This is a genomic window from Streptomyces sp. NPDC002130, from assembly GCF_040296465.1.
Taxonomy (GTDB): domain Bacteria; phylum Actinomycetota; class Actinomycetes; order Streptomycetales; family Streptomycetaceae; genus Streptomyces.
On record NZ_JBEOXI010000045.1, the window covers coordinates 19,407 to 42,895 of the forward strand.

Below are 23,489 nucleotides of genomic sequence, written 5' to 3' on the forward strand. Positions count from 1 at the left end.
ACCCTTCCAGCCGCAGGGGGGCCGCGCGCCCCGCCTGCCCCCACAGGAGCTGCCATGTCCTCCGCCGTGACCTCAACCGCCCGCATCATCGCCCTGGACGTCCTGGACGTCCGCTTCCCCACCTCCGAGCATCTCGACGGCTCGGACGCGATGAACCCCGAGCCCGACTACTCGGCCGCCTATGTGGTCCTGCGTACCGACGCCGGCGACGGGCTGGAGGGCCACGCGCTGGCCTTCACCACCGGACGGGGCAACGACGCGCAGGCCGCCGCCATCGCCACTCTCGCCCCGCACGTCGTCGGACGGTCGGTCGAGGAGGTCTGCGGCGATCTCGGTGCCTTTTCCCGCTCTCTCGTACACGATCCCCAACTTCGCTGGCTGGGACCGGAGAAGGGCGCCATCCACATGGCGACCGGCGCCGTCGTCAACGCTGCCTGGGACCTCGCGGCCAAGCGCGCCGGCAAGCCCGTCTGGCGCTTCCTCGGCGAGATGTCCCCCGAGGAGCTCGTCGCGCAGGTGGACTTCCGCTGGCTGTCCGACGCGCTCACTCCCGAGGAGGCGCTGGAGATCCTGCGCCGCGCCGAGCCGGGCCGTGAGCGGCGCATCAGCCTGCTGATCGAGGGCGGCTACCCCGCGTACACCACCACCCCGGGCTGGCTCGGGTACTCCGACGAGAAGCTGGCCCGGCTGTCCCGCGAGGCGGTCGCCGACGGCTTCACCCAGATCAAGCTGAAGGTCGGGGCGTCCCTGGAGGACGACATCCGGCGCATGCGCGTCGCCCGCGAGGCCGTCGGCCCGGACATCCGCGTCGCGGTCGACGCCAACCAGAGATGGGACGTCCAGCCCGCGATCGACTGGATGCGCGAGCTGGCCCCCTACGACCCGTACTGGATCGAGGAGCCCACCTCCCCCGACGACATCCTCGGCCATGCCGCCGTCCGCAAGGCGCTCAGCCCCATCAAGGTCGCCACCGGCGAGCACATCGCCAACCGGGTCGTCTTCAAGCAGCTGTTGCAGGCCGGCGCGGTGGACATCGTGCAGATCGACTCGGCGCGCGTCGGCGGTGTCAACGAGAACATCGCGATCCTGCTGCTCGCCGCGAAGTTCGGCGTACCGGTCTGCCCGCACGCCGGCGGAGTGGGCCTGTGCGAGATGGTGCAGCACCTGTCGATGTTCGACTACGTCGCCGTCTCCGGCACCACCGAGGACCGCGTCATCGAGTACGTCGACCATCTGCACGAGCACTTCGTCGACCCGGTGCGCATCACCGACGGCCACTACCTGGCACCTGCCCTGCCCGGGCTGAGCGCGCAGATGCACCCGGAGTCCCTCAAGGAGTACTCCTACCCCGACGGCCCGGTCTGGTCCTCCCGTGTCTGAGTTCCTGCCCCTGGTCGACGCCCACCACCACGTGTGGGACCTGAACCGGCGTGCGCAGCCCTGGCTGGACGAGCCGGGCCTCGAGCCGATCCGCCGCAGCTTCGACGTCGAGGACCTGCGGCGGGAGGCGATCCGGCCGATCGCGGGCCGGTGGCTGACGCGGACGGTGCTCGTCCAGTGCATCGCGTCCGTGCCGGAGACGGCGGAACTGCTCGTGCTCGCCGACAAGGACCCGCTGATCGGAGCGGTCGTCGGCTGGGCGGATCTCGCCGGGGCCGACGTCGGGGACGTGCTCGACGTGCTCCTCGCCGGTACCGGAGGCGCGAACCTGCGGGCCGTGCGGCACCTGGTGCAGGGGGAGCCCGATCCGGAGTGGCTGCAGCAGCCGGTCGTCGAACGGGGCCTGCGCGCCGTGCAGGACCGGGGCCTCGGTTACGACGTGCTGATCCGCAGTCATCAGTTCCCGCAGGCCATCCGGCTCGCCCAGCGCTTCCCCGGGCTTCCCCTGGTCCTGGACCACGCGGGGAAGCCGCCCATAGGCCCCCACGCCCACCGTGACACGCTGCCCGACTGGCAGCGGAAGGTGCGCGTGCTGGCCGGCTTCCCGCAGGTGCGGTGCAAGGTCTCCGGGCTGATCACCGAGGCCGACCACCGCGAGTGGACCATCGCCGACATCCGGCCGGTGTGGGACACCTTGATGGCCACCTTCGGCCCCTACCGGCTCATGTTCGGCTCCGACTGGCCCGTCTGCGTCCTGGCCGGCGGCTGGGCCCGCTGGGCGGCCACCGTCGAGGAACTGCTGCACGGTTTCTCCGAGCACGAGAAGCAGGCGCTGCTGTGCGACACGGCGGCCGGCTTCTACCGGCTGCACGAGACGTGGGAAGAGGCCCTTTCATGCTGCTGACCGAACTGCTCCACCCCGGCATCCTCGAAGCGCTCGCCGGAGCCGGGCACGGGGCCCGGGTCCTGCTCGCCGACGGCCACTACCCCGCCAGCACCGCCGTCGGGGAGCGGGCGCGGATCGTCCACCTCAACCTCACCCCCGGCGTTCTCGACGTCACCACCGTCCTCGACGTCCTGCTGCGGGCCCTGCCCGTCGAGACGGCCCACGTGATGGTGCCGCCCGAGGGGGAGCCCGAACCGCCGGCCGTCGCCGAGTACCGCTCCCGGCTCGCGCCCGTCCCCGTCGAGACGCTCGGCCGCTTCGAGTTCTACGACGCCGCCCGCTCACCCGACCTGGCCCTGGCCGTCGTCACCGCCGACATCCGTACCTACGCCAATCTGCTGCTGACCATCGGCGTCCGCGCTGAAAGGACCCTGAACCGACGATGACCCTCGCCGTCCGCTATCTCGCCGCCCGAACACTCGACACCGCACCCGCAGAAAGCACCGAGCCCGGCCCGGGCGAGGTCCAGGTGGCCCCCGCCTACGTCGGTATCTGCGGTACCGACCTGCACATCTTCCACGGCGACATGGACGCCCGCGTCGCGGCGCCCGCCGTACTCGGGCACGAGATGTCCGGCCGCGTCGTCGCGGTGGGGGCGGGCGTGGAGGGCTGGCGCCCCGGCGACGCCGTCACCGTGATGCCGCTGCGCTGGGACGACACCTGCCCGGCCTGCCGCTCCGGTCACCGGCACGTCTGCCAGCACCTGGACTTCATCGGCATCGACTCCCCCGGCGCCATGCAGCAGCGCTGGACCGTCCCCGCGTCCACTCTCATCCGCCTGCCGCACTCGCTGCCCCTGGACCAGGCCGCGCTCGTCGAGCCCACCGCCGTCGCCGTGCACGACGTCGGCCGGGCCGGTGTCCGCCACGGCGAGAAGGCCGTCGTGGTCGGCGGCGGCCCGGTCGGCATCCTGATCGCCCTGGTCGCCCGGGCCGCCGGCGCCGACGTCCGCGTGGTGGAACTCAGCGCGCACCGCCGCCTGCTCGCCGAGGAACTGGGGCTGACCACCTGGGACCCGGCCGCCGCCGACATCCCCTCGCTCGTCGGTGAGTGGACCGGCGACGCGGGCGCCGACGTGGCCTTCGAGGTGTCCGGTGCCGCCGGCGGCGTCGACACCGCCGTCGAGGTCCTCGGGGTCCGCGGGCGGCTGTGCCTGGTCGCCATCCACCCCAGGCCCCGCGAGATCAACCTGCACCGCTTCTTCTGGCGCGAACTCACGCTCGTCGGGGCCCGGTTGTACGACCGCTCCGACTTCGAGAAGGCGGTCGCCCTGGTCGCCGACGGCACCGTCGCCGCCCACCGCCTCATCAGCAAGGTCGTCCCGCTCACCCAGGCACCGGCCGCCTTCGAAGCCCTGGAAGGCGGCGGTGACGTGATGAAGATCCTCGTCGACTGCACCACCGACTCCGAGGGAGCCACCGCATGAACGCCTTCGACCTCACCGGAAAGCTCGCCGTGGTCACCGGCGCCAGTCGTGGCATCGGCCGCGCGATGGCCCGTGGCCTCGCCGAGGCCGGCGCCGACATCATCGGCGTCAGCGCGTCGTTGGAGCCGGGCAGCGACGTCGAGAAGGACGTCACCGCCGCGGGCCGCGCCTTCGAGGCGATCCGCACCGACTTCGCCGACCCCGAGGCCGTTCGGGCCCTCGGCGAAAACCTCGCCGGGCGCGAGCGCCCGGTGGACATCCTCGTCAACAACGCCGGCACCATCCGCCGCACGCCCGCCGCGCAGCACTCCGACGCGGACTGGGAGCTGGTGCTCCAGGTCAACCTCAGCGCACAGTTCGCGCTCACCCGCGCGGTCGGGGCGGGCATGGTCGCCCGCGGGCACGGCAAGGTCATCTTCACGGCTTCGCTGCTCAGCTACCAGGGCGGCATCACGGTCCCCGGCTACACCGCCGCCAAGCACGGCATCGCCGGCCTGACCAAGGCCCTGGCCAACGAGTGGGCCCCGCACGGCGTCAACGTCAACGCCATCGCCCCGGGCTACATCGCCACCGACAACACCCAGGCGCTCCAGGACGACCCGGCGCGCAGCAAGGCCATCCTGGAGCGGATTCCCGCCGGCCGCTGGGGCTCCGCCGACGATCTCGCCGGTGCGACCGTCTTCCTCGCGTCGGGCGCGGCCGACTACATCCACGGCACCACCCTCCCCGTCGACGGCGGATGGCTCGGCCGATGAGCGCGACGAGCGGCACCTCCCTGACGGCCGTCCTCGCGGGGGCCCGTCTGCTGCCCGTGCTGACCGTGCCGTCCGTGACGAGTGCCGGCCCCCTGGCCGACGCGCTCGCGGCGGGCGGTGCCCGCTGCGCCGAGGTCACCCTCCGCACGCCCGACGCCGAGCAGGCCCTCAAGGCGATGGCGGCGCACGGCGGTCTGACCGTCGGCGCCGGCACCGTCCTCACGGCGGAACAGGCGGAGCGGGCCGTTGCGGCCGGAGCCCGGTTCCTGGTCTCCCCCGGCTTCGATGCGGAAGTCATCGACAAGGGCAGGGAGTTGGGGGTTCCGGTCGTGCCCGGCGTCGCGACCGCCACCGAGTTGATGCGCGCGCTGAAGGCGGGCCTGGACACGGTCAAGCTGTTCCCCGCCGAACCGCTCGGCGGCACCCGGATGCTCCGGGCGCTGGCAGCGCCCTTCCCGCAGGCGCGTTTCGTGCCCACCGGCGGCATCGGCCCGGATCTGATGCCCGGCTACCTCTCCCACCCGGCGGTCCTCGCCGTGGGCGGCAGCTGGATGGTCACCTCCGGCCACCTGGAACGCGGCGCATACGCGGAGATCCGCCGGCTGACCGCCGAGGCCGTGGAGAGGAGCACGCCGTGACCGAGGTGATCGCCCTGGGCGAGGTGATGCTGCGCTTCGACCCGGGCGAGGGACGGATCAGCACCGCCCGCTCCTTCCAGGTGTGGGAAGGGGGCGGTGAGTACAACGTGGTACGGAGTCTGCGCCGCTGTTTCGGCCTGCGGACCGCGGTCGTCACCGCCCTCGCCGACAACGCCGTCGGCCGGCTCGTCGAGGATCTGGTCCTGCAGGGCGGCGTCGACACCTCGCTGATCCGCTGGGTCCCCGACGACGGCATCGGCCGCGGCGCCCGCAACGGCCTCAACTTCGTGGAGCGCGGCTACGGCATCCGCGGCGCTCTCGGCGTCAGCGACCGGGCGAACACGGCCGTGTCACAGCTGCGGAAGGGAGACGTCGACTGGGACGCCGTCTTCTCCGGCTCGGTGCGCTGGTTCCACACCGGCGGCGTCTTCGCCGGCCTGTCGGACACCACCCTCGATGTGGCCGACGAGGCGATGGCCGCCGCTCGCCGCCACGGCGTGACCGTCTCCTACGACCCCAACTACCGCCCGAGCCTGTGGGCCGGCCGCGGCGGCGCCGACCGTGCCCGCGAGGCGGATCTGCGCCTCGCCCGGCACGCCGACGTCGTCGTGGGTGCACTCGGACTCGCGGGCAGCCACCCGGGCGCCTGTCGCCTCACGGCCGACGAGGTTCCCGACGCGCTCGCCGAAGTGGCCCGCCTGCTGCCCGGGGCGAGCGTGCTGGCCACCACGCTGCGCGAGGTGCCGTCCGCCGGCGTCAACGACTGGTCCGCGGTCGCCTGGTCATCCGGGACCGGCCTCGTCACCGGCCCCCACATGCCCGGACTGCACGTCCTGGACCGCATCGGTTCGGGCGACGGCTTCGCCGCGGGGCTCGTCTACGGCCTGCTCACCGGTGTGGGCCTGGAACAGGCCCTCGCCTACGGCACCGCCCACGGCGCCCTCGTCATGACCACCCCGGGGGACGTCTCCATGGCCACCCTCGCCGAGGTGGAGGCGCTCGTCGCGGGCGGCTCGGCCCACGTCCGACGCTGACCGCACGCACCCCGTCGTCCCCGAGGAGAACGTCTTGCACCGCCGAACGATCCGCAACACCCGTGTCGAACTCACGGAGCTCGGCTTCGGAGCCTCCGTGATCGGCAACCTCTACCGCATCACCTCCCCCGAGGAGGCGTCAGCCGCGGTCGACGCCGCGTGGGACGCCGGCATCCGCTACTTCGACACCGCCCCCCACTACGGTCTCGGCCTGTCCGAACGCCGCCTCGGCACCGCGCTGCGCGAGCGGCCCCGCAGCGAGTACGTCGTCTCCTCCAAGGTGGGCCGCCTGCTCGTCCCCAACGAAAACCCGCGCGGTGTCGACAGCGAGGGCTTCGTCGTCCGCGACGACGTGCGCCGTCAGTGGGACTTCAGCCGGGACGGGGTACTGCGCTCCATCGAAGCCACCCTGGAACGCACCGGTCTCGACCACCTCGACGTCGTCTACCTCCACGACCCCGACGACCACTGGCGGCAGGCCGCCGACGAGGCCATGCCCGCTCTCGCCGACCTCCGCGACCAGGGCGTCATCGGCGCGATCGGCGCCGGCATGAACCAGTCCCCCATGCTCGCCCGGTTCCTGCGCGAAACCGCCGCCGACGTCGTCATGCTCGCCGGCCGCTACACCCTGCTCGACCAGGGCGCCCTCGACGACGTCCTGCCCGCCGCGCGGGAGACCGGCAAGAGCGTCGTCGCCGTCGGTGTCTTCAACTCGGGCCTGCTCTCCCGCGACCGTCCCGCCGCCGGCATGAAGTACGACTACCAGGACGCCCCGCCGGACCTCGTACGGCGTGCCCTGGCCATCGCGGAGATCTGCGAGGCCCACGGCACGAGCCTGCCCGCCGCGGCCATCGCCTTCCCCCACACCCACCCCCACGTCGTCAACGTCACCCTCGGCATGCGCAACGCCGACCAGGTCACCCGCAACGCGCGGCTCCACCACCGGAGTACTCCCACCGGCCTCTGGAAGGACCTCCTCGACCAGGGACTCATCCGACCGGACGTGCCCATCGGGCGGGTCCCGCACGGTGACGGTGTCTCCGAGAGGAGCACCCCGTGTCCCTGACCGACAAGGCGATCGCGCGGATCCGCGAGCTCATCGCCTCGGGTGCGCTCCCGCCCGGCTCCAAGCTGCCTCCCGAGCAGGAACTGGCGGCCCAGCTCGGCCTGTCCCGCAATCTGGCCCGGGAGGCGGTCAAGGCGCTGGCCGTGGCCCGCGTCCTGGAGGTCAGACGCGGAGACGGCACCTACGTCACCAGCCTCCAGCCGGGTCTGCTGCTGGAAGGGCTGGGCGGCGCGGTGGAGCTCCTCCAGGTGGACCCGGGCGTCGTACTGGACCTCATGGAGGTCCGGCGCCTGCTGGAACCCGTCGTCACCGCGCTGGCCGTCGCCCGGATCTCGGACGACGGCCTGGCCGAGGTGAAGGAGCATCTCGACGCCATGCGGGAAGCGCCCGGGGTCGAGCAGTTGAACGCCCACGACGCGGCGTTCCACCGGGCCATCGCGAACGCCACCGGCAACGAAACCCTCATCACCCTCCTCGAAGGCATCTCGGGCCGCACCCTGCGCGCCCGCATCTGGCGCGGTCTGGTCGACAGCCGGTCCCACGGACGCACCCTCGCGGAACACGAGGCGATCTACGCCGCCCTGGCCGCGCGGGACGCCGCACTCGGCCACGCGGCGGCACTGCTGCACGTCAGCAACACCGAGCAGTGGCTGCGGGAGCACCTGGAGTCCGCGGGCGGCTCGCACGAGAGCGGCCCGGCAGGCGGACCCGCCTCGTGAACGGGGCCGCCCCACGCCGGGTGCGGACCGTAAGGGCGTCCCGGACGAGCGGGCCCGACGCGAGGTCCCCGCTCCGGACACATCCAGGGATCTTCGACCGGTCCTGCCGGTATCATCAACGTCACATGTGACGGCCCTCCTGCCGGTTTCGCGTAAGGGGCCCTGTAGAGCGGCGCGCTCGCGGAGGGAGCTCGAGTTGTCCCTGACGGACAAGGCCATAGAGCAGATCCGTGAGCTCATCCGCTCGGGGGCGCTTCCCCCGGGCGCGAAACTGCCCCCGGAGCCGGAGCTGGCGGCGCAGCTGGGGCTCTCGCGCAACCTCGCCCGCGAGGCGGTCAAGGCTCTGTCCGTCGCCCGGGTGCTGGAGGTCCGACGAGGAGACGGCACGTACGTGACCAGTCTCCAGCCGAGTCTGCTCCTGGAGGGTCTGGGCGGCGCGGTGGAGCTCCTCCAGAGCGACAAGGGCGCGCTGCTGGACCTGATGGAGGTACGTCGGCTGCTCGAACCGCTCGCCACCGGGCTCGCCGCCGGCCGGATCACCGACGAGCAACTGGCCGACGTCGAACGGCACCTGGACGCCATGCGCGAGGCACGCGACGACGTCGAGCGGCTCAACGCGCACGACGCCGCCTTCCATCGGGCGGTTGTCGCGGCCACCGGCAACGAAACCCTGCTCACCCTGCTCGAGGGCATCTCCGGCCGCACTCTGCGCGCTCGCATCTGGCGCGGCCAGGTGGACGACCGGTCGTCCGAGCGGACCCTGGCGGAACACCAGGCGATCTTCGACGCCCTGTGCACCCGCGACCCCGCCCTCAGCCAGGCCGCCGCCCTGCTGCACGTCAGCAACACCGAGCACTGGCTCCGCGGGCACCTGCAGTCCCTCGATCCTCAGGCGTAGGGCCTCGAAGTTCCCGAGGGCGTACCCCTACGGGCCGCGGTCCCGCGGCGCGTCATCTCCGCGAGTCCGCCGCAACCGAGTCGAGCCGGAGGAGAACGGCGGTGTTCCCGCGCGGCAGCGAGACGGTGAGCCGCCCCGCGTCCGCGTCCCACTCCGCGGCGGCATCGGCTGTCGGTGGATACAGCACCGCGGGCCGGACCCGCGTACCACGCAGGTGAGAGACGGCAAGGGTGCTGCTCAAGGCGGGTGTTCCGTCGTGGTCCGGTTCCCTCCTGCAGACGGAGAGGAACGTGGCCCCTCGGCCCCGAAGTCCATGAGCGATCCAGTCGTCCTCCCAGCCCGGGAGCCCCAGGGGCCAGAACGGCCGCGCGCCGCCGAGCTCCGGCCGGAGCTCCTTGTACACGGTGATCGCCGAGCGGACGAGGCCGGACTGCTCGGGGCTCATCAGGTTGAGGAAGCCGGAGAGGTGGACGCGGCCGAGCAGGGCCCCGGTGAGGGTGAGAGCGATCTCGTCGAGGGTGTGGTCCGGCTGGGGGTAGGCCCAGACTGCGGCCTGCTCCGGTGTGACGGCGGTGGCGGCCGCGGCGGCGATGGGCGGACAGCGCAGGAGGTCCTGCTGGTCGCTCGTGGACTGCAGTTGGGCCACGGCCAACTGCGCGTAGTCCATGCGAAGGCCGCCCGATCCGCAGTTCTCCAGGACGAGACCGGGATGCCGGTCGAGGAGCGCGGCCATCCAGTCGAGGTGGGCACGGTGGTGCCCGAGCAGGCCGGCACCCGCGCTCTCGGAGCCGTTCTCCGTGCCGGGACCGATGTTGATGTTGTAGTCGAGCTTGAGGTAGCCGACGCCCCACTCACCGACCAGCCGGTCCACGACCTCGTCGAGATGGGCGCGGGCGGCCGGGTGACGCAGGTCCAGGTGGTGCCGCCCGTGTTCGGTGACGCGCAGACCTCCGCGCCGGAAGAACGCCTCGTCAGGGAGAGTGCGGGCCAACGGGCTGCGGACGCCGACGACTTCGGGTTCGAGCCAGAGCCCCGGGGTCATCCCGTGCGCTCTGATCGCGTCCAGGACCTCCGGCAGACCGCCCGGGAAACGTCGGGGAGCGGGCTTCCACGCGCCGACGGCGTCCCACCAACCCTGGGCGTCGTCGTCGTACCAGCCCGCGTCGATCACGAACACCTCGGCACCGGCCGCACCCGCCGCCTCGATCAGCGGCAGGAGCCGTTCGGTGGTGGGGTCGCCCATCAGGGTGTTCATGTAGTCGTTGTAGATCACCGGCAGCGTGCGGTGGTCGGGGTGGGCACGGCGGATGCTCCGTCGGTGGTCGGTGAGTTCACCGAAGGCCGCGTCCAGTCCGCCGGTCTCCGTGTGGACGAGAACGGCCGGGACGGTGTGGAACTCCTCGCCGGGGGCCAGGGTCTGCTGCCACTGGTGATGCGCGTCGTCGGGGCCGAACAGGGCCACATAGGCGGCACCTTCGCGTTCCCCCGTCTCGAAGCGCCAGCCCGCGCTGGACTCGATCTGCCACAGCCAGGCGCGGCCCTCCGAGTCGGTGAGGCCTGCCATGGGGAGGTGGCGACCGGTGGACCAGCTCCCCTGCGAGTACCGCTCGAAGCAGCCCCGGCCCTCGTGGCCGTGGGCGGACCGGCTCAGCGGGACCACCCGCTTGCGGAACGCGTCCTGCCGCCACCGGCATTCGGCGAGCCAGTCGTTGTCCGCCCAGTGCAGGGTCAGGTCATCGAGACCGCCGTCCGCGTCGACGATGCCGCCGAGGGCCAGGGTGGAGACGCTCTCCAGCCGCAGCGCCGCGCCGCCCTCGTTGACGAGGCGTACCCGGGACCGCAGGCATCCGCTGCGCGCACGGGTTTCCAGGGTGACGTGAGCGGCCAGGCCGGTCTCGGGATCCGTGAGCCGGATCGTCGTACGCTCCCCGTCGCCGCTCCGGACCGTCTCGTGCCCCCGGTGGCTCAGGCGCTCACCGATGGCCGTCTCGATGAATCGCTCTCCCGACCACATGCGTCCGTGGCCGGTGGCGGTGACCTCGACGAGGGGTACCAGGCGGGCCCAGTCCTGACCGGGTCTTCCCAGCCTCACCGCTCCGGTGGCATCCATGACGGCGTGCAGGCCGGATTCCGGGTGCGACCAGACACAGGAGCCCTCGGCTGTTTCGACGGTGGCGGTCAACGCGATTCCCCTTCCGGGACGGTTCGGTCCTGCGGCGGTCTGGGTGGGCTGATCTGGGGATTCACCAACGGCGACGAGGCCGGGCCCCGGCGGCGGATGTGCCGGACAGCTGAATCGGCGCTCACGGTCTCTTGACGCCCGCGTTTGTGACCGCTCACAATCCTGGCATGTTTGTGACCGGTCACACAAGGTCGGGCAACTCCGCCGGCCCTTCTCGGGGACAGCGGCAGGCCGCGAGCATCCGCGATGTCGCCCGGGCGGCGGGCGTCTCCTGCCTCGGCGCGACCGCCCTGGACCCCGTACCGGCACACGTGTCGTGCGCGACGGTGGTGGAGGCGCCGCCCCCGGGGAGCTCACCCGGTCTGCCCGCCGTGCGGGCCGACGACCGCGAAGCGGCCCCTGCCGCCCCCGAACACCTCTGGGCGCCGGGGCACGACACCGTCCACTACGTGGCGGTTCCCGCCTCGACCGAATCCCGGCGCTCGGTGGAACCGCGCGCCGGGAGCCGGCGTCCGGCCCTGGAATCGGCCGGTGTCGCCGCTCCCGAGCCGTCCGGCAGGGGCTGGGACGCCCAGGCCGGATACGAGGCCGGGAAGGAGCTCGCCCGGAACCCGGAGGTCACCGCGATCCTCTGCGGCAACGACGACCTGGCGCTCGGCGTCCTGCGGGCCCTGCACCACGCGGGCCGGCGGGTCCCCAAAGACGGCGGCGTCACCGGATTCGACGACGCTCCGCACTCCGCCTACGTCACCCCGTCCCTCACGACGGTCCGCATGGACTTCCAGAGGCTGGGCCGCGCCGCCTTCGGGCTGCCGCGTGCCCGGCTCGACACCGATCAGCGGGCACCCGCGGCGGTGCCGGCCGAACCCGCCCTCGTCCTCAGGGAGAGTACGGCCCCGCGCCGCACATGAGCCGGACCGCGCACCCGCGCCCCACCTCTCCCGCCCCCTTCCCGTTCCCCGCAGCCATCGCCCCTCCCCACAGCAGCGCACCGCCTTCCCGCTCCTTACGACCGAGGAACTCGCCATGAGAAGAGCCGTCTCCGTCCTTGTCACCGCCTGTCTGCTCGGCCTGACCGTCACCGCCTGCAGCGACAGCACCGCCGGCGGAACCGGCGCCGCTCCCGAGGGATCGGTCGACCCGACCGCCGACCTCAAGGGTGTCGAACTCACCATGTGGACGGCCCAGAACAGCGTCGGGCAGCCCAAGCAGGCCATCGAGGCGTTCGAGAAGGCCACCGGCGCCAAGATCAACACCGAGGTCGTCCCCGACCCCTACGAGTCGAACGTCCCGACCAAGCTCGCCTCGGGCGTCAAGCCGGACCTGATGTTCTGGCAGCCCACGGGCAGCACGCTGCCGTTCATCCAGCCGCAGCAGAACCTGCTCCAGCTCGACAACGAGGACTGGGTCCCAAAGCTCGGCAAGACGGAACAGGGACTCGGCCAGGTCGACGGCCACCGCTACGCGGCCATCGTCACCAGCCCCGCGGTCCTCGGTGTCTACTACAACAAGGACGTCTTCAAGAAGGCCGGCATCACCACGATGCCGAAGAGCTACGACGACCTCCTCGCCACCGCCTCGAAGATCAAGTCCAAGACGGGCGTGGCCCCCTTCTTCGAGGTCGGCGGCGACAAGTGGCCCCTGCAATGGCAGGTCCAGGTGCAGATGACGGACCTGCCGCAGTCGTTCTGGGACAAGCTGAACGAGAACAAGGCCGGCTGGACCGACAAGACCATCGTCGACGCCATCACCACGTACAAGACGAAGGTCCTCGACGGCGGCCTGGCGCAGAAGAACTACAGGACGGCCACGTTCGTCGACCAGGGCAAGGCGATCATGGACGGCAGTGCCGCGATGGCGCTGAACGTCACCTCGCTCCAGTCCCAGATACAGGCCACCTCCAGCACGGAGGAGATGGACGAGAAGCTGGGCTGGTTCCCCATCGCCAACAGCGCCGCCAAAGCCGAGTACTCGCCCGACCAGACCAACGGCGTCGTCGCCTTCAAGACCGGCGACACCAAGCGGCAGAACGCCGCCCGGCAGTTCCTGTCCTTCTGGCTCGGCAAGGACTATCCGGACTACATCAAGGCGAACAAGCTCGTCTCGGTGCAGCCGTCGGTGCCCAGCCCCGGCGGTCTGCCGCAGACCGCGATCGCCCAGGCCGAGGCGCTGCCCTCCGCCACCGGCGTCTTCCAGGTCAGGGCACTGACCGCGCCCGACATGCACCTGGCCCTCGCCGACATGATCTACGGCAAGAAGTCGCCCCAGCAGGTCGCCCAGGCCGCCCAGGACCAGTTCGAGCAGGTGCTCAAGGCGCGCGGCGTCTCCGGCTTCTGACCGGCGCCCTTTCGCCAGCCCGCTCCCCGGGCCGCCGTCGGCGGTGCGCCCGGGGCCTGCATCCGGAGGTGAGAAAGTGGTGAACACCGCCACCAGGGGCGCCATCGACGCCGCGCGCGCGAAGGACCGGAGCGCATCGCCCCGTCGCGGCCGGCGCGAGCGCCTCCGCAGGAAGGCCGACCAGCCGTGGTGGTTCGCGCTTCCCGCGCTCGCCGTGTTCGGCGTGTTCTTCCTGCTGCCGAACCTGCTGAACTTCGTCTACCCGTTCACCGACTGGTCGGCGTTCCACCCGCAGATCGGCTTCGTGGGCCTGTCGAACTTCGAGACCATCCTGAACGACGGCTCGATGGCCCGCGACATCCGCATCACCCTGGAGTACGCGGTCCTGGTGGCCGTGTTCCAGAACGGCTTCGGTCTGGGCCTGGCCCTGCTGCTGGAGCGGGACACCCGCTTCAACCGCTTCTTCAGGGCGGTGTTCTTCCTTCCCGTGCTGATCTCCGCCCTGGCCGTGGGCTACATCTTCCGGGCCCTGCTCGCACAGGACGGGGCGCTCAACAGCGTGCTGTCCTCCCTCGCGGGGCACCAGGTCGACACACCCTGGCTCGGGTCGACGACCTGGACCCTGGTCGTGGTGACCCTCGTCCACGGCTGGAAGTGGATGGGCCTGGCCATGCTGATCTACCTCGCGGGCCTGAAGAGCATGCCCGGTGACGTGCTGGAGGCCGCCCGGATCGACGGGGCCGGCGCCTGGCGCACCTTCTGGTCGATCCGGTTCCCGCTGCTGGCACCCGCGGTGACGTTCAACGTGACGACCGCGCTGATCGGCTCCATGAACACCTTCGACATCGTCCAGGCCACCACCGGGGGTGGTCCCGGCAGCGAGACCGAGGTGTTCAACATCTACATGTTCCGCATCTTCGGCCAGGGCCTGTACGCCCAGGCGTCCGCGATGAGCCTGGTGCTCTTCCTCGTGGTCGTCGTCCTCGCCGTGCCCGTGATCGTCGGCCTGCGCCGAAGGGAGAACAACCAGTGACCGCCGCCACCGTGTTCGCTCCCGCCCGTCGGCGCGCCCCGGGCTGGCTGCAGCCGGCAGCCGTCCTGCTCATCGCGGCCCTCACCATCGGCATCCCGCTCTGGCTCGTCGCGGTGACCTCCGTGAAGCCCCAGGCGGAGGCGATCAAGCCCAGCCTCTCGCTGCCGCACCAGGTGCGGGCCGCGGAGAACTACCAGCAGACCTTCGACCAGGGCAAGGTCGTCCAGGGCTTCGTCAACAGCCTGCTGGTCGTGGTCCCTTCCGTGGTCCTCGTGCTGCTGCTGGGCGCCGGCGCCGCCTGGGTCTTCGCCCGCCGCAAGGGGCGCCTGGTCGGCACGCTGTACGCGCTGAGCATCAGCGGCCTCCTGCTGCCGCCCGCCGTCATCACCATCGTCATGGAGCTGCGCCAACTCGGCCTGGCCGGCACTCAGCCGGGCATGATCGCGGTCTACACGGGGATGTACCTGTCCACGTCGATCTTCTTCATGACCGGCTTCATCCGCAACCTCCCGGAGGAACTCGAGGAGGCCGCGCGCATGGACGGCGCCGGTCCGGCCCGGGTCTTCCTCCAGGTGATCCTGCCGCTCCTGCGCCCCGTCATCGCCACCGCGACGATCATGGTGATGCTCTTCGCCTGGAGCGACATCTTCTACGCGTTCTTCGTGCTGGGCGGCGGGGAGAAGGCCACGCTCCCGCTCAACCTCTACCAAGTCGCGAGCGCCCAGCTGTACCTGAACAACTGGCACCTCATCTTCGCCTACGTCGTGATGATGAGCCTTCCGATGGTGGCCGTCTTCGTCGTCGCCCAGCGCCGGATCGTCGCCGGCATCACCAGCGGCGCCGTCAAGTAGCCCGCGCCCACGATCTCCGGGGCGCGACTCCCGGCGCGCCCCATGGGGGCCATCGCCTGCGCCGCGCTGATCGGCACGGCCGTGACCGCTCCGACCGCCCACTACAGTGCGCTGCCCAAGGGATACCCTGCGCATGCGGGAAGCCGACCCGGACCGATAGGCGGATATATGGGAAAATTACGCAGGATGAACAAGGGGGAACGCCTGTGAGCAGCAGCCTTCCCGGCGACCTGGGCTACGAGGACGCACTGCCTGACCGCACCGGCCAGGCCGAGGCCTTCGACGCCATCGGCGACCACTACGACGAGGCCTTCCCGCACAAGGAAGGGCAGGTCGCGGCCGCCCAGTGGCTCGTGGACTCCCTGCCGGCCGGGTCCCGCGTGCTGGACCTGGGGTGCGGCACCGGGCTCCCGACCGCCCGACAGCTGGCGGTGGCGGGCTTCGAGGTCATCGGCGTCGACCTGTCGGGCGGAATGGTCGCCCTTGCCCGCGAGCACGTCCCCGACGGCACCTTCCACCAGGTGGACATCGCTGATCTGCGGCCGGGAGGACCCTGCGACCTCGGCCGGTTCGACGCGGTGGCCGCCTTCTTCTCCCTGCTCATGCTGCCGCGCGCCGAGATCCCCCTCGCGCTGCGGACCGTCCACCGTCTCCTGGTGCCGCACGGCATGTTCGTGCTGTCGATGGTGGAGGCCGACGTGGACGACTTCTCGATCCCGTTCCTCGGAAAGACCATCCGGGTGTCCGGGTACCTGCGGGACGAGCTGAGGGAGACCGTCGAGGCGTCCGGCTTCGAGATCGTCGAGGAGGCCTCCTACACCTACGCACCCGCGAGCGCCGACGTACCGCCCGAGGTGCAGATCTTCCTGCGCTGCCGACGGCACGGCTGACCGCTCCCTCTCCGCCCGCACCGGCAGGGGCCCACCCAGACGGAAGCGACACTGTGACGAAGCACCTGGGAACTCATGAACACCCCGGCAGGAAGGCCAGGGCGAACGAGCAGGTCACGCCCCCGCGCCGGCCAAGGCTCCGCGGCCCGCAGACCGACCGGCTCCGCTACCTCGACGAGGCGACGCGCCGGATCGCCCGCGGCTTCGATCTCGACGAGACGTTGCACGAACTGTGCCGGGCGGCTGTCCCGTCCTTCGCCGACACGGCCTTCGTCCACCTGTCCGATCCGCTGCCGGCCGGGGACGAGGGTCCTGGCGCCCCCGCCGTGCTGCGGCTGCACAGCACGGACCGGGCGCCGCCGAGGGATGCGGCGGCCCACGGGCCCGGACTCCCCCGGGAGACGTCGGCGGACGTGCGACCGGCGGACGTCGTACGCCCGGCCGCCGACGGCCGGCTGGCCGAGCTGCTGTACGCCGGGCAGCCCGTGTCGGGGGACGCCCCTGGTGCCGCTCCCGCCCTGAGCGAATTGCTGGGACCGGTGAGTGTCCCCGGAGCGGCGCGACCCGGACCGCGGCTGATCATCGCCCCGCTGCACGGCCGCCGCCACGTCATGGGCAGCGTCGTCCTCATCCGCCGCCCCGACCGGCCCGCCTTCACCGCGGACGACCTGCTCGTCGCCTCCCAGCTCGCCACCCACACCGCACTCGGCGTCGACAAGGCCGCGCTCTACCTCCGCGAGACATCGGTCGCCGCCGCACTGCAGCGCACGATGCTCCCTCCGGCACTGCCCCAGCCGACCGGGGTCCGCCTGGCAAGCCGTTACCTGCCCGCCTCGCGGGCCTCCCAGGTGGGCGGCGACTGGTACGACGCGATCCCCCTGCCCGGCAACCGTGTCGCGCTGGTGATCGGCGACGTCATGGGCCATTCCATGACGTCGGCCGCCATCATGGGCCAGCTGCGCACCATCGTGCAGACCCTGGCGGGGCTCGATCTTCCTCCCGACGAGGTCCTGCATCACCTCGACGAGCAGGCGGAGCGGCTGGGCAGTGAGCACATGGCGACCTGTCTGTACGCGATGTACGACCCCGTACTGCATCGGCTGCTGGTCGCCAACGCCGGTCACCCGCCCCCGGTGCTCCTTCACGCGGACGGCCGGGAGGAGGTGCTGCCGGTCCCGCCCGGGGCGCCGATCGGCGTCGGCAGCAGCGCCTTCGAGTCCACCGAGATGCACGCGCCGTCGGGAGCGACTCTGCTGCTGTACACCGACGGGCTCGTCGAGTCCCGCGACTCGGACGTGCTGTCCGGCGTGGAGCGGCTGTGCGCACACCTGCGCGCCGCCACTGCCGGTTCGGAGCCCCCGTCGCTGGAAGTGCTGTGCGACCAGGCACTCGGCACGCTGGGCACGCGCGACCGGGACGACGACATCGCGCTGCTCGCGGCCCGGTTCGAGGGCATCCTCCCCGAGACGGTGGCGTACTGGTACATGGCTCCACGGCCGCAGACCGCGCGGCAGGCACGCCGGCTGACGCGAAGGACACTGCACCAGTGGGGCCTTGACTCGATGGTTGAGTCGGCCGAACTGCTGGTCAGCGAGGTGGTGGCGAACGCCGTACGCTTCGCGTCCCGGCCGATCACCCTGCGCCTGCTCCGCACGGACGTACTCCGCTGCGAAGTGGGCGACGACTCGCCGCAGGTGCCGAGGATGCGGCACGCCAGGCTGAGTGACGAGGGTGGCCGGGGACTGTTCCTGGTCGACCAGCTGGCGGAACGCTGGGGGGCGACCAGGGTGAGCACGGGCAAGGTCGTCTGGTTCGAGCAGGCGCTGCCCGGCCGGGAATGACAAGGGAGCACGTGCGGACGTGAGCCGCGTCGCATCGACATGGATGAGACTTGCTATGCAACGAGTTGCATAGCACGATCGTCGTCATGGCGCTCGAACACGCGATCCTGGTGTCGCTCCTGGAGAAGCCGGGCTCCGGCTATGAGCTGGCCCGGCGTTTCGAACGGTCCATCGGCTACTTCTGGACCGCGTCCCACCAGCAGATCTATCGCGTGCTGAAGCGCATGGAGAGCGACGGCTGGGTCGAAGCCCGGGACGTCCCGCAGCAAGGACGGCCGGACAAGAAGGAGTACTCCGTCGCCGACCTCGGCCGGGCCGCGCTGTCCTCGTGGTTGCACGATCCGATCGAACCGGAGAGCGTCCGCCACGACCTGGCGGTGAAGATCCGGGGTGCCGCCTTCGACGATCCGGCCGCCCTGATCCGCGAGGTGGAGCGGCACCGGCAGGCGCACCGGGACCGGCTGGCGCACTATCTGGCAGGCGAGGAGAGGGACTTCACGGGGCCCGAAGCGGGCGCGGCCGCTGCGGTAGCGCCGCTGGACGCGGAGCGGGAGCTCCAGCACGTCGTACTGCGCGGCGGCATCGCGTACGAGCGGATGATGATCGGCTGGCTGGACGACGTGCTCGGCACGCTGGCCCGGTTCGGGCCGGGTCACTGACCGCGCCACCGCACGGGCCACGACTGCTCCTCCTCTCCGGCCGCCCTACCTCTCCATTTCCATCCGTCCACCAGCCGAAAGGGTCCTCACCATGGCTGACCAACTGCTCTTCAACCCGCGCACTTACGACCCCGCGCACTTCGACCCCGAGACACGCCGCTTGCTGCGTGCCACCGTCGACTGGTTCGAGGAGCGCGGGAAGCGGCAGCTGATCGAGGACTACCGGACCCGCGCTTGGCTCGGTGACTTCCTCGCCTTCGCCGCGAAGGAGAACCTGTTCGCCACCTTCCTGACGCCGTCGTCCAGTGCGGGGGAAGGGGAGCCGGACAAGCGGTGGGACACCGCCCGTATCGCCGCGCTCAACGAGATCCTCGGCTTCTACGGCCTCGACTACTGGTACGCCTGGCAGGTCACCATCCTCGGCCTCGGCCCGGTCTGGCAGAGCGACAACGCCGCAGCACGCGCCCGCGCCGCGGAACTCCTCACGCAGGGAGAGGTGTTCGCGTTCGGCCTGTCCGAAAAGGCCCACGGCGCCGACATCTACTCCACCGACATGCTGCTCGAGCCCGACGGCGACGGCGGCTTCCGCGCCACCGGCTCCAAGTACTACATCGGCAACGGCAACGCCGCCGGACTCGTCTCCGTCTTCGGCCGCCGTACCGACGTCGAGGGCCCCGACGGCTACGTGTTCTTCGCCGCCGACAGCCGTCACCCGGCCTACCACCTGGTCAAGAACGTCGTCGACTCGTCCAAGTTCGTCAGCGAGTTCCGGCTGGAGGACTATCCCGTAAGGTCCGACGACGTCCTGCACACCGGCCGCGCCGCCTTCGACGCCGCCCTCAACACGGTCAACGTCGGCAAGTTCAACCTGTGCACCGCCTCGATCGGCATCTGTGAACACGCGATGTACGAGGCCGTCACCCACGCGAGCAATCGCGTCCTCTACGGCCGCCCCGTCACCGCCTTCCCGCACGTGCGGCGCGAACTGACCGACGCGTACGTCAGGCTCGTCGGCATGAAGCTGTTCAGCGACCGCGCTGTCGACTACTTCCGCTCCGCCGGCCCGGACGACCGCCGCTACCTGCTCTTCAACCCGATGACGAAGATGAAGGTGACCACGGAGGGCGAGAAGGTCATCGACCTGATGTGGGACGTCATCGCCGCCAAGGGCTTCGAGAAGGACAACTACTTCAGCCAGGCGGCCGTGGAGATTCGTGGCCTGCCGAAGCTGGAGGGCACGGTCCACGTCAACCTGGCGCTGATCCTGAAGTTCATGCGCAACCATCTCCTCGACCCCGCCGATTACCCGAGGGTGCCGACCCGTCTCGACGCGGCCGACGACGACTTCCTGTTCCGGCAGGGCCCGGCCCGAGGCCTGGGCTCGGTGCGCTTCCACGACTGGCGCCCGGCCTTCGAGGCGTACGCGCACCTGCCCAACGTCGCTCGCTTGCGCGAACAGGCCGATGAGCTCTGCGAGTTCGTCGCCACAGCCGCCCCCGACGCGGAGCAGAGCCGCGACCTCGACCTCGTCCTCTCGATCGGCCAGCTCTTCGCCCTCGTCGTGCACGGTCAGCTCGTCCTGGAGCAGGCCGAACTGACCGGACTCGACGAGGACGTACTCGACGAACTCTTCGCCGTCCTCGTACGGGACTTCTCCGGGCACGCCGTCGAACTGCACGGCAAGGACTCGGCGACCGAGCAGCAGCAGGAGTGGGCGCTGGCCTCGGTCCGGCGGCCGGTCGTCGACGAGGCGCGCACGGAGCGAGTCTGGCAGCGGGTCGAGGCGTTGTCCGGTACGTACGAGATGGCCCAGTAGGCGCGCCGCATGCAGCACCGGTAGCCGGGCCCGCGGCCCGGCCACCGGTCGGCCCGGGGTTCGGCTCCTTGAGCCGGACCTGGCAGGGGCTAGGCGCGGCGCGCGCAGCCCTGTCCCGAGCCGACAACCGTCGGCGTACCCCCTGAGCGGAAGCGGCAGGGGCGAGGCACAAACCCGTCACGGATCAATCGGCATTCTCGCGGGTCAGCGCACCCTTCAGACCCGCTGGGTCTACCAGCTCGGGGTCCTGTGTGCCGCCCTCGAAGACTCGACGCCCTGCACGAGATCAACACGGCTGTCCGGCACGCCCCTTCACCCCTCGCACCGCGACCGACCACGCCGCGCAGCCTTAGCGGCACGGGTGGGCGCAGCGGCACCCCGCTACGCCGGGCTGTGGCCGGACGGAACCCAGGCGGTTCGGAGGTGCCCATGCCTAGTCGCGAGACCGTGGAGGTCGACTTCGTCGCACCGCGGCACAGGGCAGCGTACATCCCGATCAACAGGTCAACCTTCTCAATGTCGTTCTCGTACAGCCGCTTGATCTCCTCGGCCCACGTCGGGTCGGCGTAGTGAACTGTCTCAGCCCCGGGGATGCCGCTGACGAGCTCGCTGCCGCTGATCCGGCCGAGAAGGTCGTGGATATGTTCCCCGCGATGCCCCACCAGTTGGTTCGCAGGGCCTTGACGGTCGTGGGACGACTGAGCACGGCCGGTGTCCGGTCCACGGTGTGGATCTCGGCGATGAGTGCGGAGTTGACGAGCCGTGCCCGTTGGAACAGTTCTTCGTCGTCCCACGAGGGATACGCGGCATGCAAGTGGTCGCAGATGGCGTTGTGCTGCTTGACGAACAGACTGAGGCCGCCGACGCCATGGCCCAGCACCGCGGCATCGGCAACCGCCTCCTCGACAGCCGCCAGATAGATCATGGCCCTGATGGAACAGGGCTTGGGCCAGCAGGCCCGCGACGCGGTCGACACCAGCCAGCCCACGGAGCCAGGGAGAGAGCCATGGCCCTACTCCTTCACGCCCACTGCCGGCCCGCAGACACCCCCGTCCCATAACCCGACCTCGACCGCACGCTTGATGAAACCGTCCAGCTCCTTGCCCGCCCCGATCCGCCGATCGCCGCCTCCCCGACCCGGCGGCCCTGTCAGCCCTGGAACTTGACCGCGCCGGACGATACGCCGCCCGCGTGCTCGACTCCCTCGTCAGCGTCGCCCGACTCGACGCCCGCGCCGCACGAGACGCACTGAGCCACCCCGTCGTCGCGTCCGCCCTGGACGACGGCCCGACAGACGCGCTCCACGCGGTGATCGCCGCGGCCGGACTGGGAACCGGTGTCCTATCCGCCCATCACCATGAGGCTCTGACAGGTTCGGTCACCCACGCCGAGGCAGAGCTCGAAAGGTTGCTGAGGCCGAACAGGATCCCAGCTAGGAGGGGACGACCGGGATCACCCGCCGCACTGCCAACACTGCTTGGCGATGTCGGCGTTTCGGCCATCTCCTGCCCGCAGCCGCTCTAAGCCGGACCAGGGATCCCGCACCCACGAGGTTCCCTCACGCAGTAAATAGCGGGCTCCCCAGCACGACCGAATGACGTGTGTTCGATATCGCAGCCGTGTCGTTAGACCTCACGACTCTGCCGCAGCGACCGTCCTAGGGGGAACGATGACCTTGGCCATTACGCAGGACCAACCGCCGCAACCGCCCAAGAAGACCGCGCCGGACGACGAACCGCAGGAGGCCGGTGTGGGAGCTGCAGCGCCGGATGAGCGGCGCCTCCCCTGATCACCCCTGGCCGTTCCTCGTTGCCCACTCGCCCGTCCACCGTCTCGGAAGGCAGAGATACGTGACCTTTCCCGTCTCCCCTTCGGATCACGTCTCACCGCGTGCCGCTCTGCCCGCAGCGCAGTACGCCGCATCCCGGCATGCGGCGTGGCTCGGCGCCGCCGCGATCATCACCGACGAGGTCGGCCGGGTCCTGCTGGTGCACCCCACCTACCGCGAGGACGACTCGTGGCTGCTGCCCGGAGGGGTCGTCGAACCCGGCGAACATCCGCACGTCACCTGCCGGCGCGAGATCACCGAGGAACTGGGCCTGGACCTGCACCTGTCGGCCGTGCTCGCCGTCCACTCCTTCTCCCCGCACCACCCCGACCTTCAACCCGGCACGCACTGCCCCGGAGAGGTCCGGTTCGTCTTCGACGGGGGAACCCTCACCCCCGACCAGGTGGAGGCGATCCGCCTGCCGCGCGAGGAGCTGTCCGAGTACGCCTTCCTGGAGACCCGGGACGCGGTGCGGCGGCTGCGACCCGTGGACGGGCGGATCATGCTCGCCGCCTACCGGGCCCGGCTCGGGAACACCGCCACCTCGCACCTCGCCGACGGGCGGCACATCCTCGATGTCCCGGCGCTGGACCGCCATGACGTCCACGTCCGCTACCGGCCCTCGTGGGACAGCCCTCTCCAGCGCGGCCCGGTCCCCGTGCCGCTGCCCGTGCAGCAAGCCTGGGCGTGGTGCTTCGTGCCCGACGGCCGGGTCGTCCTCGTGGCCGACCCCGGCCCGCGGGGCGCCCTGCCGATGCTGCCCGGCGGCACCGTGGAAACAACCGACACTACGCCCGAGGACACCTTGCACCGCGAAGCGGCCGAGGAAGCCCAGCTCACCCTGGCCGATTCGGTGCGACTGGGCTGGGTGCTGGACGAGACCGGCGAGGTCTACGGCGGCGTGGGGCCCAACGCCCGGCTCCGCCTGGCCGCCCGGGTCACCGCCATCGGACCGGCGGCCGTCGACCCCGCCACCGGCCGCCCTTTCGCCCGCCTGCTCGCCACCCCCGCCCAGGCAGCCGCCCTGCTGGGATGGGGTCCGCCCGGCGCGCGGCAAGCCCAGCTCGCGGCGGAGACGGCAGGCGAGCGGTGGGGCCCGCTGGTCGTCCTGGTCGCAGACGACCAGTCGGCCCGTGCGTGCGGCGGCCATGACGGCCAGCGCCACCTCGACGCTCATGTCGTCACAGACC

At 71.2% G+C, this 23,489-nt stretch carries 21 protein-coding genes and 2 pseudogenes; 19 read left to right on the forward strand and 4 right to left on the reverse strand.

All coding sequences use genetic code 11. The features are described from left to right. Nucleotides 1-54: 54 nt before the first annotated feature. The 10 genes from ABT116_RS11485 to ABT116_RS11530 all read left to right on the forward strand — a co-directional run bounded on the left by ABT116_RS11485 (nucleotide 55) and on the right by ABT116_RS11530 (nucleotide 8,862). Nucleotides 55-1,380: an L-fuconate dehydratase gene (locus ABT116_RS11485; protein WP_351631060.1), complete on the forward strand. Its 1,326-nt coding sequence runs from the start codon at nucleotides 55-57 to the stop codon at nucleotides 1,378-1,380. Next, nucleotides 1,373-2,284, forward strand: a complete 912-nt coding sequence (locus ABT116_RS11490; protein ID WP_351631063.1) for an amidohydrolase family protein — start codon at nucleotides 1,373-1,375, stop codon at nucleotides 2,282-2,284. The genes ABT116_RS11485 and ABT116_RS11490 overlap by 8 nt, the downstream gene beginning before the upstream one ends. After that, a complete protein-coding gene (locus ABT116_RS11495; protein ID WP_351631066.1) occupies nucleotides 2,275-2,712 on the forward strand; it encodes an RbsD/FucU domain-containing protein in 438 nt (145 codons plus the stop codon). Before ABT116_RS11490 ends, ABT116_RS11495 begins: the two co-directional genes overlap by 10 nt. Further along, nucleotides 2,709-3,752 (forward strand): zinc-dependent alcohol dehydrogenase, encoded by a 1,044-nt coding sequence (locus ABT116_RS11500; protein WP_351631069.1) that lies wholly within the window; start codon nucleotides 2,709-2,711, stop codon nucleotides 3,750-3,752. The genes ABT116_RS11495 and ABT116_RS11500 overlap by 4 nt, the downstream gene beginning before the upstream one ends. Then, nucleotides 3,749-4,507: an SDR family oxidoreductase gene (locus ABT116_RS11505; RefSeq protein WP_351631071.1), complete on the forward strand. Its 759-nt coding sequence runs from the start codon at nucleotides 3,749-3,751 to the stop codon at nucleotides 4,505-4,507. The genes ABT116_RS11500 and ABT116_RS11505 overlap by 4 nt, the downstream gene beginning before the upstream one ends. Next, the gene (locus tag ABT116_RS11510; RefSeq protein ID WP_351631074.1) at nucleotides 4,504-5,145 is read left to right on the forward strand and encodes a bifunctional 4-hydroxy-2-oxoglutarate aldolase/2-dehydro-3-deoxy-phosphogluconate aldolase; all 642 of its coding nucleotides are present in this window, start codon (nucleotides 4,504-4,506) and stop codon (nucleotides 5,143-5,145) included. Before ABT116_RS11505 ends, ABT116_RS11510 begins: the two co-directional genes overlap by 4 nt. After that, nucleotides 5,142-6,179 (forward strand): PfkB family carbohydrate kinase, encoded by a 1,038-nt coding sequence (locus tag ABT116_RS11515; RefSeq protein ID WP_351631077.1) that lies wholly within the window; start codon nucleotides 5,142-5,144, stop codon nucleotides 6,177-6,179. The genes ABT116_RS11510 and ABT116_RS11515 overlap by 4 nt, the downstream gene beginning before the upstream one ends. Nucleotides 6,180-6,213: 34 nt before the next feature. Beyond that, nucleotides 6,214-7,245 (forward strand): aldo/keto reductase, encoded by a 1,032-nt coding sequence (locus tag ABT116_RS11520; protein WP_351631079.1) that lies wholly within the window; start codon nucleotides 6,214-6,216, stop codon nucleotides 7,243-7,245. Further along, nucleotides 7,236-7,964, forward strand: a complete 729-nt coding sequence (locus ABT116_RS11525; protein ID WP_351631082.1) for a FadR/GntR family transcriptional regulator — start codon at nucleotides 7,236-7,238, stop codon at nucleotides 7,962-7,964. The genes ABT116_RS11520 and ABT116_RS11525 overlap by 10 nt, the downstream gene beginning before the upstream one ends. A gap of 196 nt (nucleotides 7,965-8,160) precedes the next feature. Next, nucleotides 8,161-8,862, forward strand: coding sequence for a FadR/GntR family transcriptional regulator (locus ABT116_RS11530; RefSeq protein WP_351631085.1), 702 nt, complete (start codon nucleotides 8,161-8,163; stop codon nucleotides 8,860-8,862). 52 nt (nucleotides 8,863-8,914) lie between these two features. Here the strand turns inward: ABT116_RS11530 and ABT116_RS11535 are convergent, their stop codons facing one another. Beyond that, nucleotides 8,915-11,044 carry a glycoside hydrolase family 36 protein gene (locus tag ABT116_RS11535; protein WP_351631088.1) on the reverse strand — a complete coding sequence of 710 codons (2,130 nt, stop codon included), beginning with the start codon at nucleotides 11,042-11,044 and terminating at the stop codon, nucleotides 8,915-8,917. Nucleotides 11,045-11,211: 167 nt separating this feature from the next. Between ABT116_RS11535 and ABT116_RS11540 the strand changes: the two genes are divergently transcribed. From ABT116_RS11540 to ABT116_RS11575, 8 genes are all read left to right on the forward strand, one after another. Next, nucleotides 11,212-11,955, forward strand: a complete 744-nt coding sequence (locus ABT116_RS11540; RefSeq protein WP_351631091.1) for a substrate-binding domain-containing protein — start codon at nucleotides 11,212-11,214, stop codon at nucleotides 11,953-11,955. Between the two features lie 115 nt (nucleotides 11,956-12,070). Further along, complete coding sequence (locus tag ABT116_RS11545) at nucleotides 12,071-13,381, forward strand: ABC transporter substrate-binding protein (RefSeq protein WP_351631093.1); 1,311 nt, start codon at nucleotides 12,071-12,073, stop codon at nucleotides 13,379-13,381. Nucleotides 13,382-13,457: 76 nt separating this feature from the next. Continuing rightward, a complete protein-coding gene (locus tag ABT116_RS11550; protein ID WP_351631096.1) occupies nucleotides 13,458-14,414 on the forward strand; it encodes a carbohydrate ABC transporter permease in 957 nt (318 codons plus the stop codon). Next, the gene (locus ABT116_RS11555) at nucleotides 14,411-15,265 is read left to right on the forward strand and encodes a carbohydrate ABC transporter permease (protein ID WP_351631099.1); all 855 of its coding nucleotides are present in this window, start codon (nucleotides 14,411-14,413) and stop codon (nucleotides 15,263-15,265) included. Before ABT116_RS11550 ends, ABT116_RS11555 begins: the two co-directional genes overlap by 4 nt. 206 nt (nucleotides 15,266-15,471) lie before the next feature. After that, a complete protein-coding gene (locus tag ABT116_RS11560) occupies nucleotides 15,472-16,155 on the forward strand; it encodes a class I SAM-dependent DNA methyltransferase (protein ID WP_351631102.1) in 684 nt (227 codons plus the stop codon). Nucleotides 16,156-16,208: 53 nt separating this feature from the next. Then, a complete protein-coding gene (locus ABT116_RS11565; protein ID WP_502983856.1) occupies nucleotides 16,209-17,996 on the forward strand; it encodes a SpoIIE family protein phosphatase in 1,788 nt (595 codons plus the stop codon). Between the two features lie 86 nt (nucleotides 17,997-18,082). Continuing rightward, nucleotides 18,083-18,655 carry a PadR family transcriptional regulator gene (locus ABT116_RS11570; RefSeq protein WP_351631105.1) on the forward strand — a complete coding sequence of 191 codons (573 nt, stop codon included), beginning with the start codon at nucleotides 18,083-18,085 and terminating at the stop codon, nucleotides 18,653-18,655. A 91-nt stretch (nucleotides 18,656-18,746) separates the two neighbouring features. After that, complete coding sequence (locus ABT116_RS11575) at nucleotides 18,747-20,471, forward strand: acyl-CoA dehydrogenase family protein (RefSeq protein WP_351631107.1); 1,725 nt, start codon at nucleotides 18,747-18,749, stop codon at nucleotides 20,469-20,471. 496 nt (nucleotides 20,472-20,967) lie between these two features. Here ABT116_RS11575 and ABT116_RS11580 read toward each other — a convergent pair whose 3' ends face one another. Beyond that, nucleotides 20,968-21,396 carry a peroxidase family protein gene (locus ABT116_RS11580; RefSeq protein ID WP_351631110.1) on the reverse strand — a complete coding sequence of 143 codons (429 nt, stop codon included), beginning with the start codon at nucleotides 21,394-21,396 and terminating at the stop codon, nucleotides 20,968-20,970. Nucleotides 21,397-21,620: 224 nt separating this feature from the next. Then, nucleotides 21,621-21,776: a hypothetical protein gene (locus ABT116_RS11585; protein ID WP_351631113.1), complete on the reverse strand. Its 156-nt coding sequence runs from the start codon at nucleotides 21,774-21,776 to the stop codon at nucleotides 21,621-21,623. A 464-nt stretch (nucleotides 21,777-22,240) separates the two neighbouring features. Between ABT116_RS11585 and ABT116_RS11590 the strand changes: the two are divergent. After that, nucleotides 22,241-23,119, forward strand: a pseudogene (locus tag ABT116_RS11590) (NUDIX domain-containing protein); the annotation flags it as partial. A gap of 279 nt (nucleotides 23,120-23,398) precedes the next feature. On the opposite strand, the pseudogene ABT116_RS50865 reads toward ABT116_RS11590, so the two are convergent. Next, nucleotides 23,399-23,489, reverse strand: a pseudogene (locus ABT116_RS50865) (CBS domain-containing protein); the annotation flags it as partial.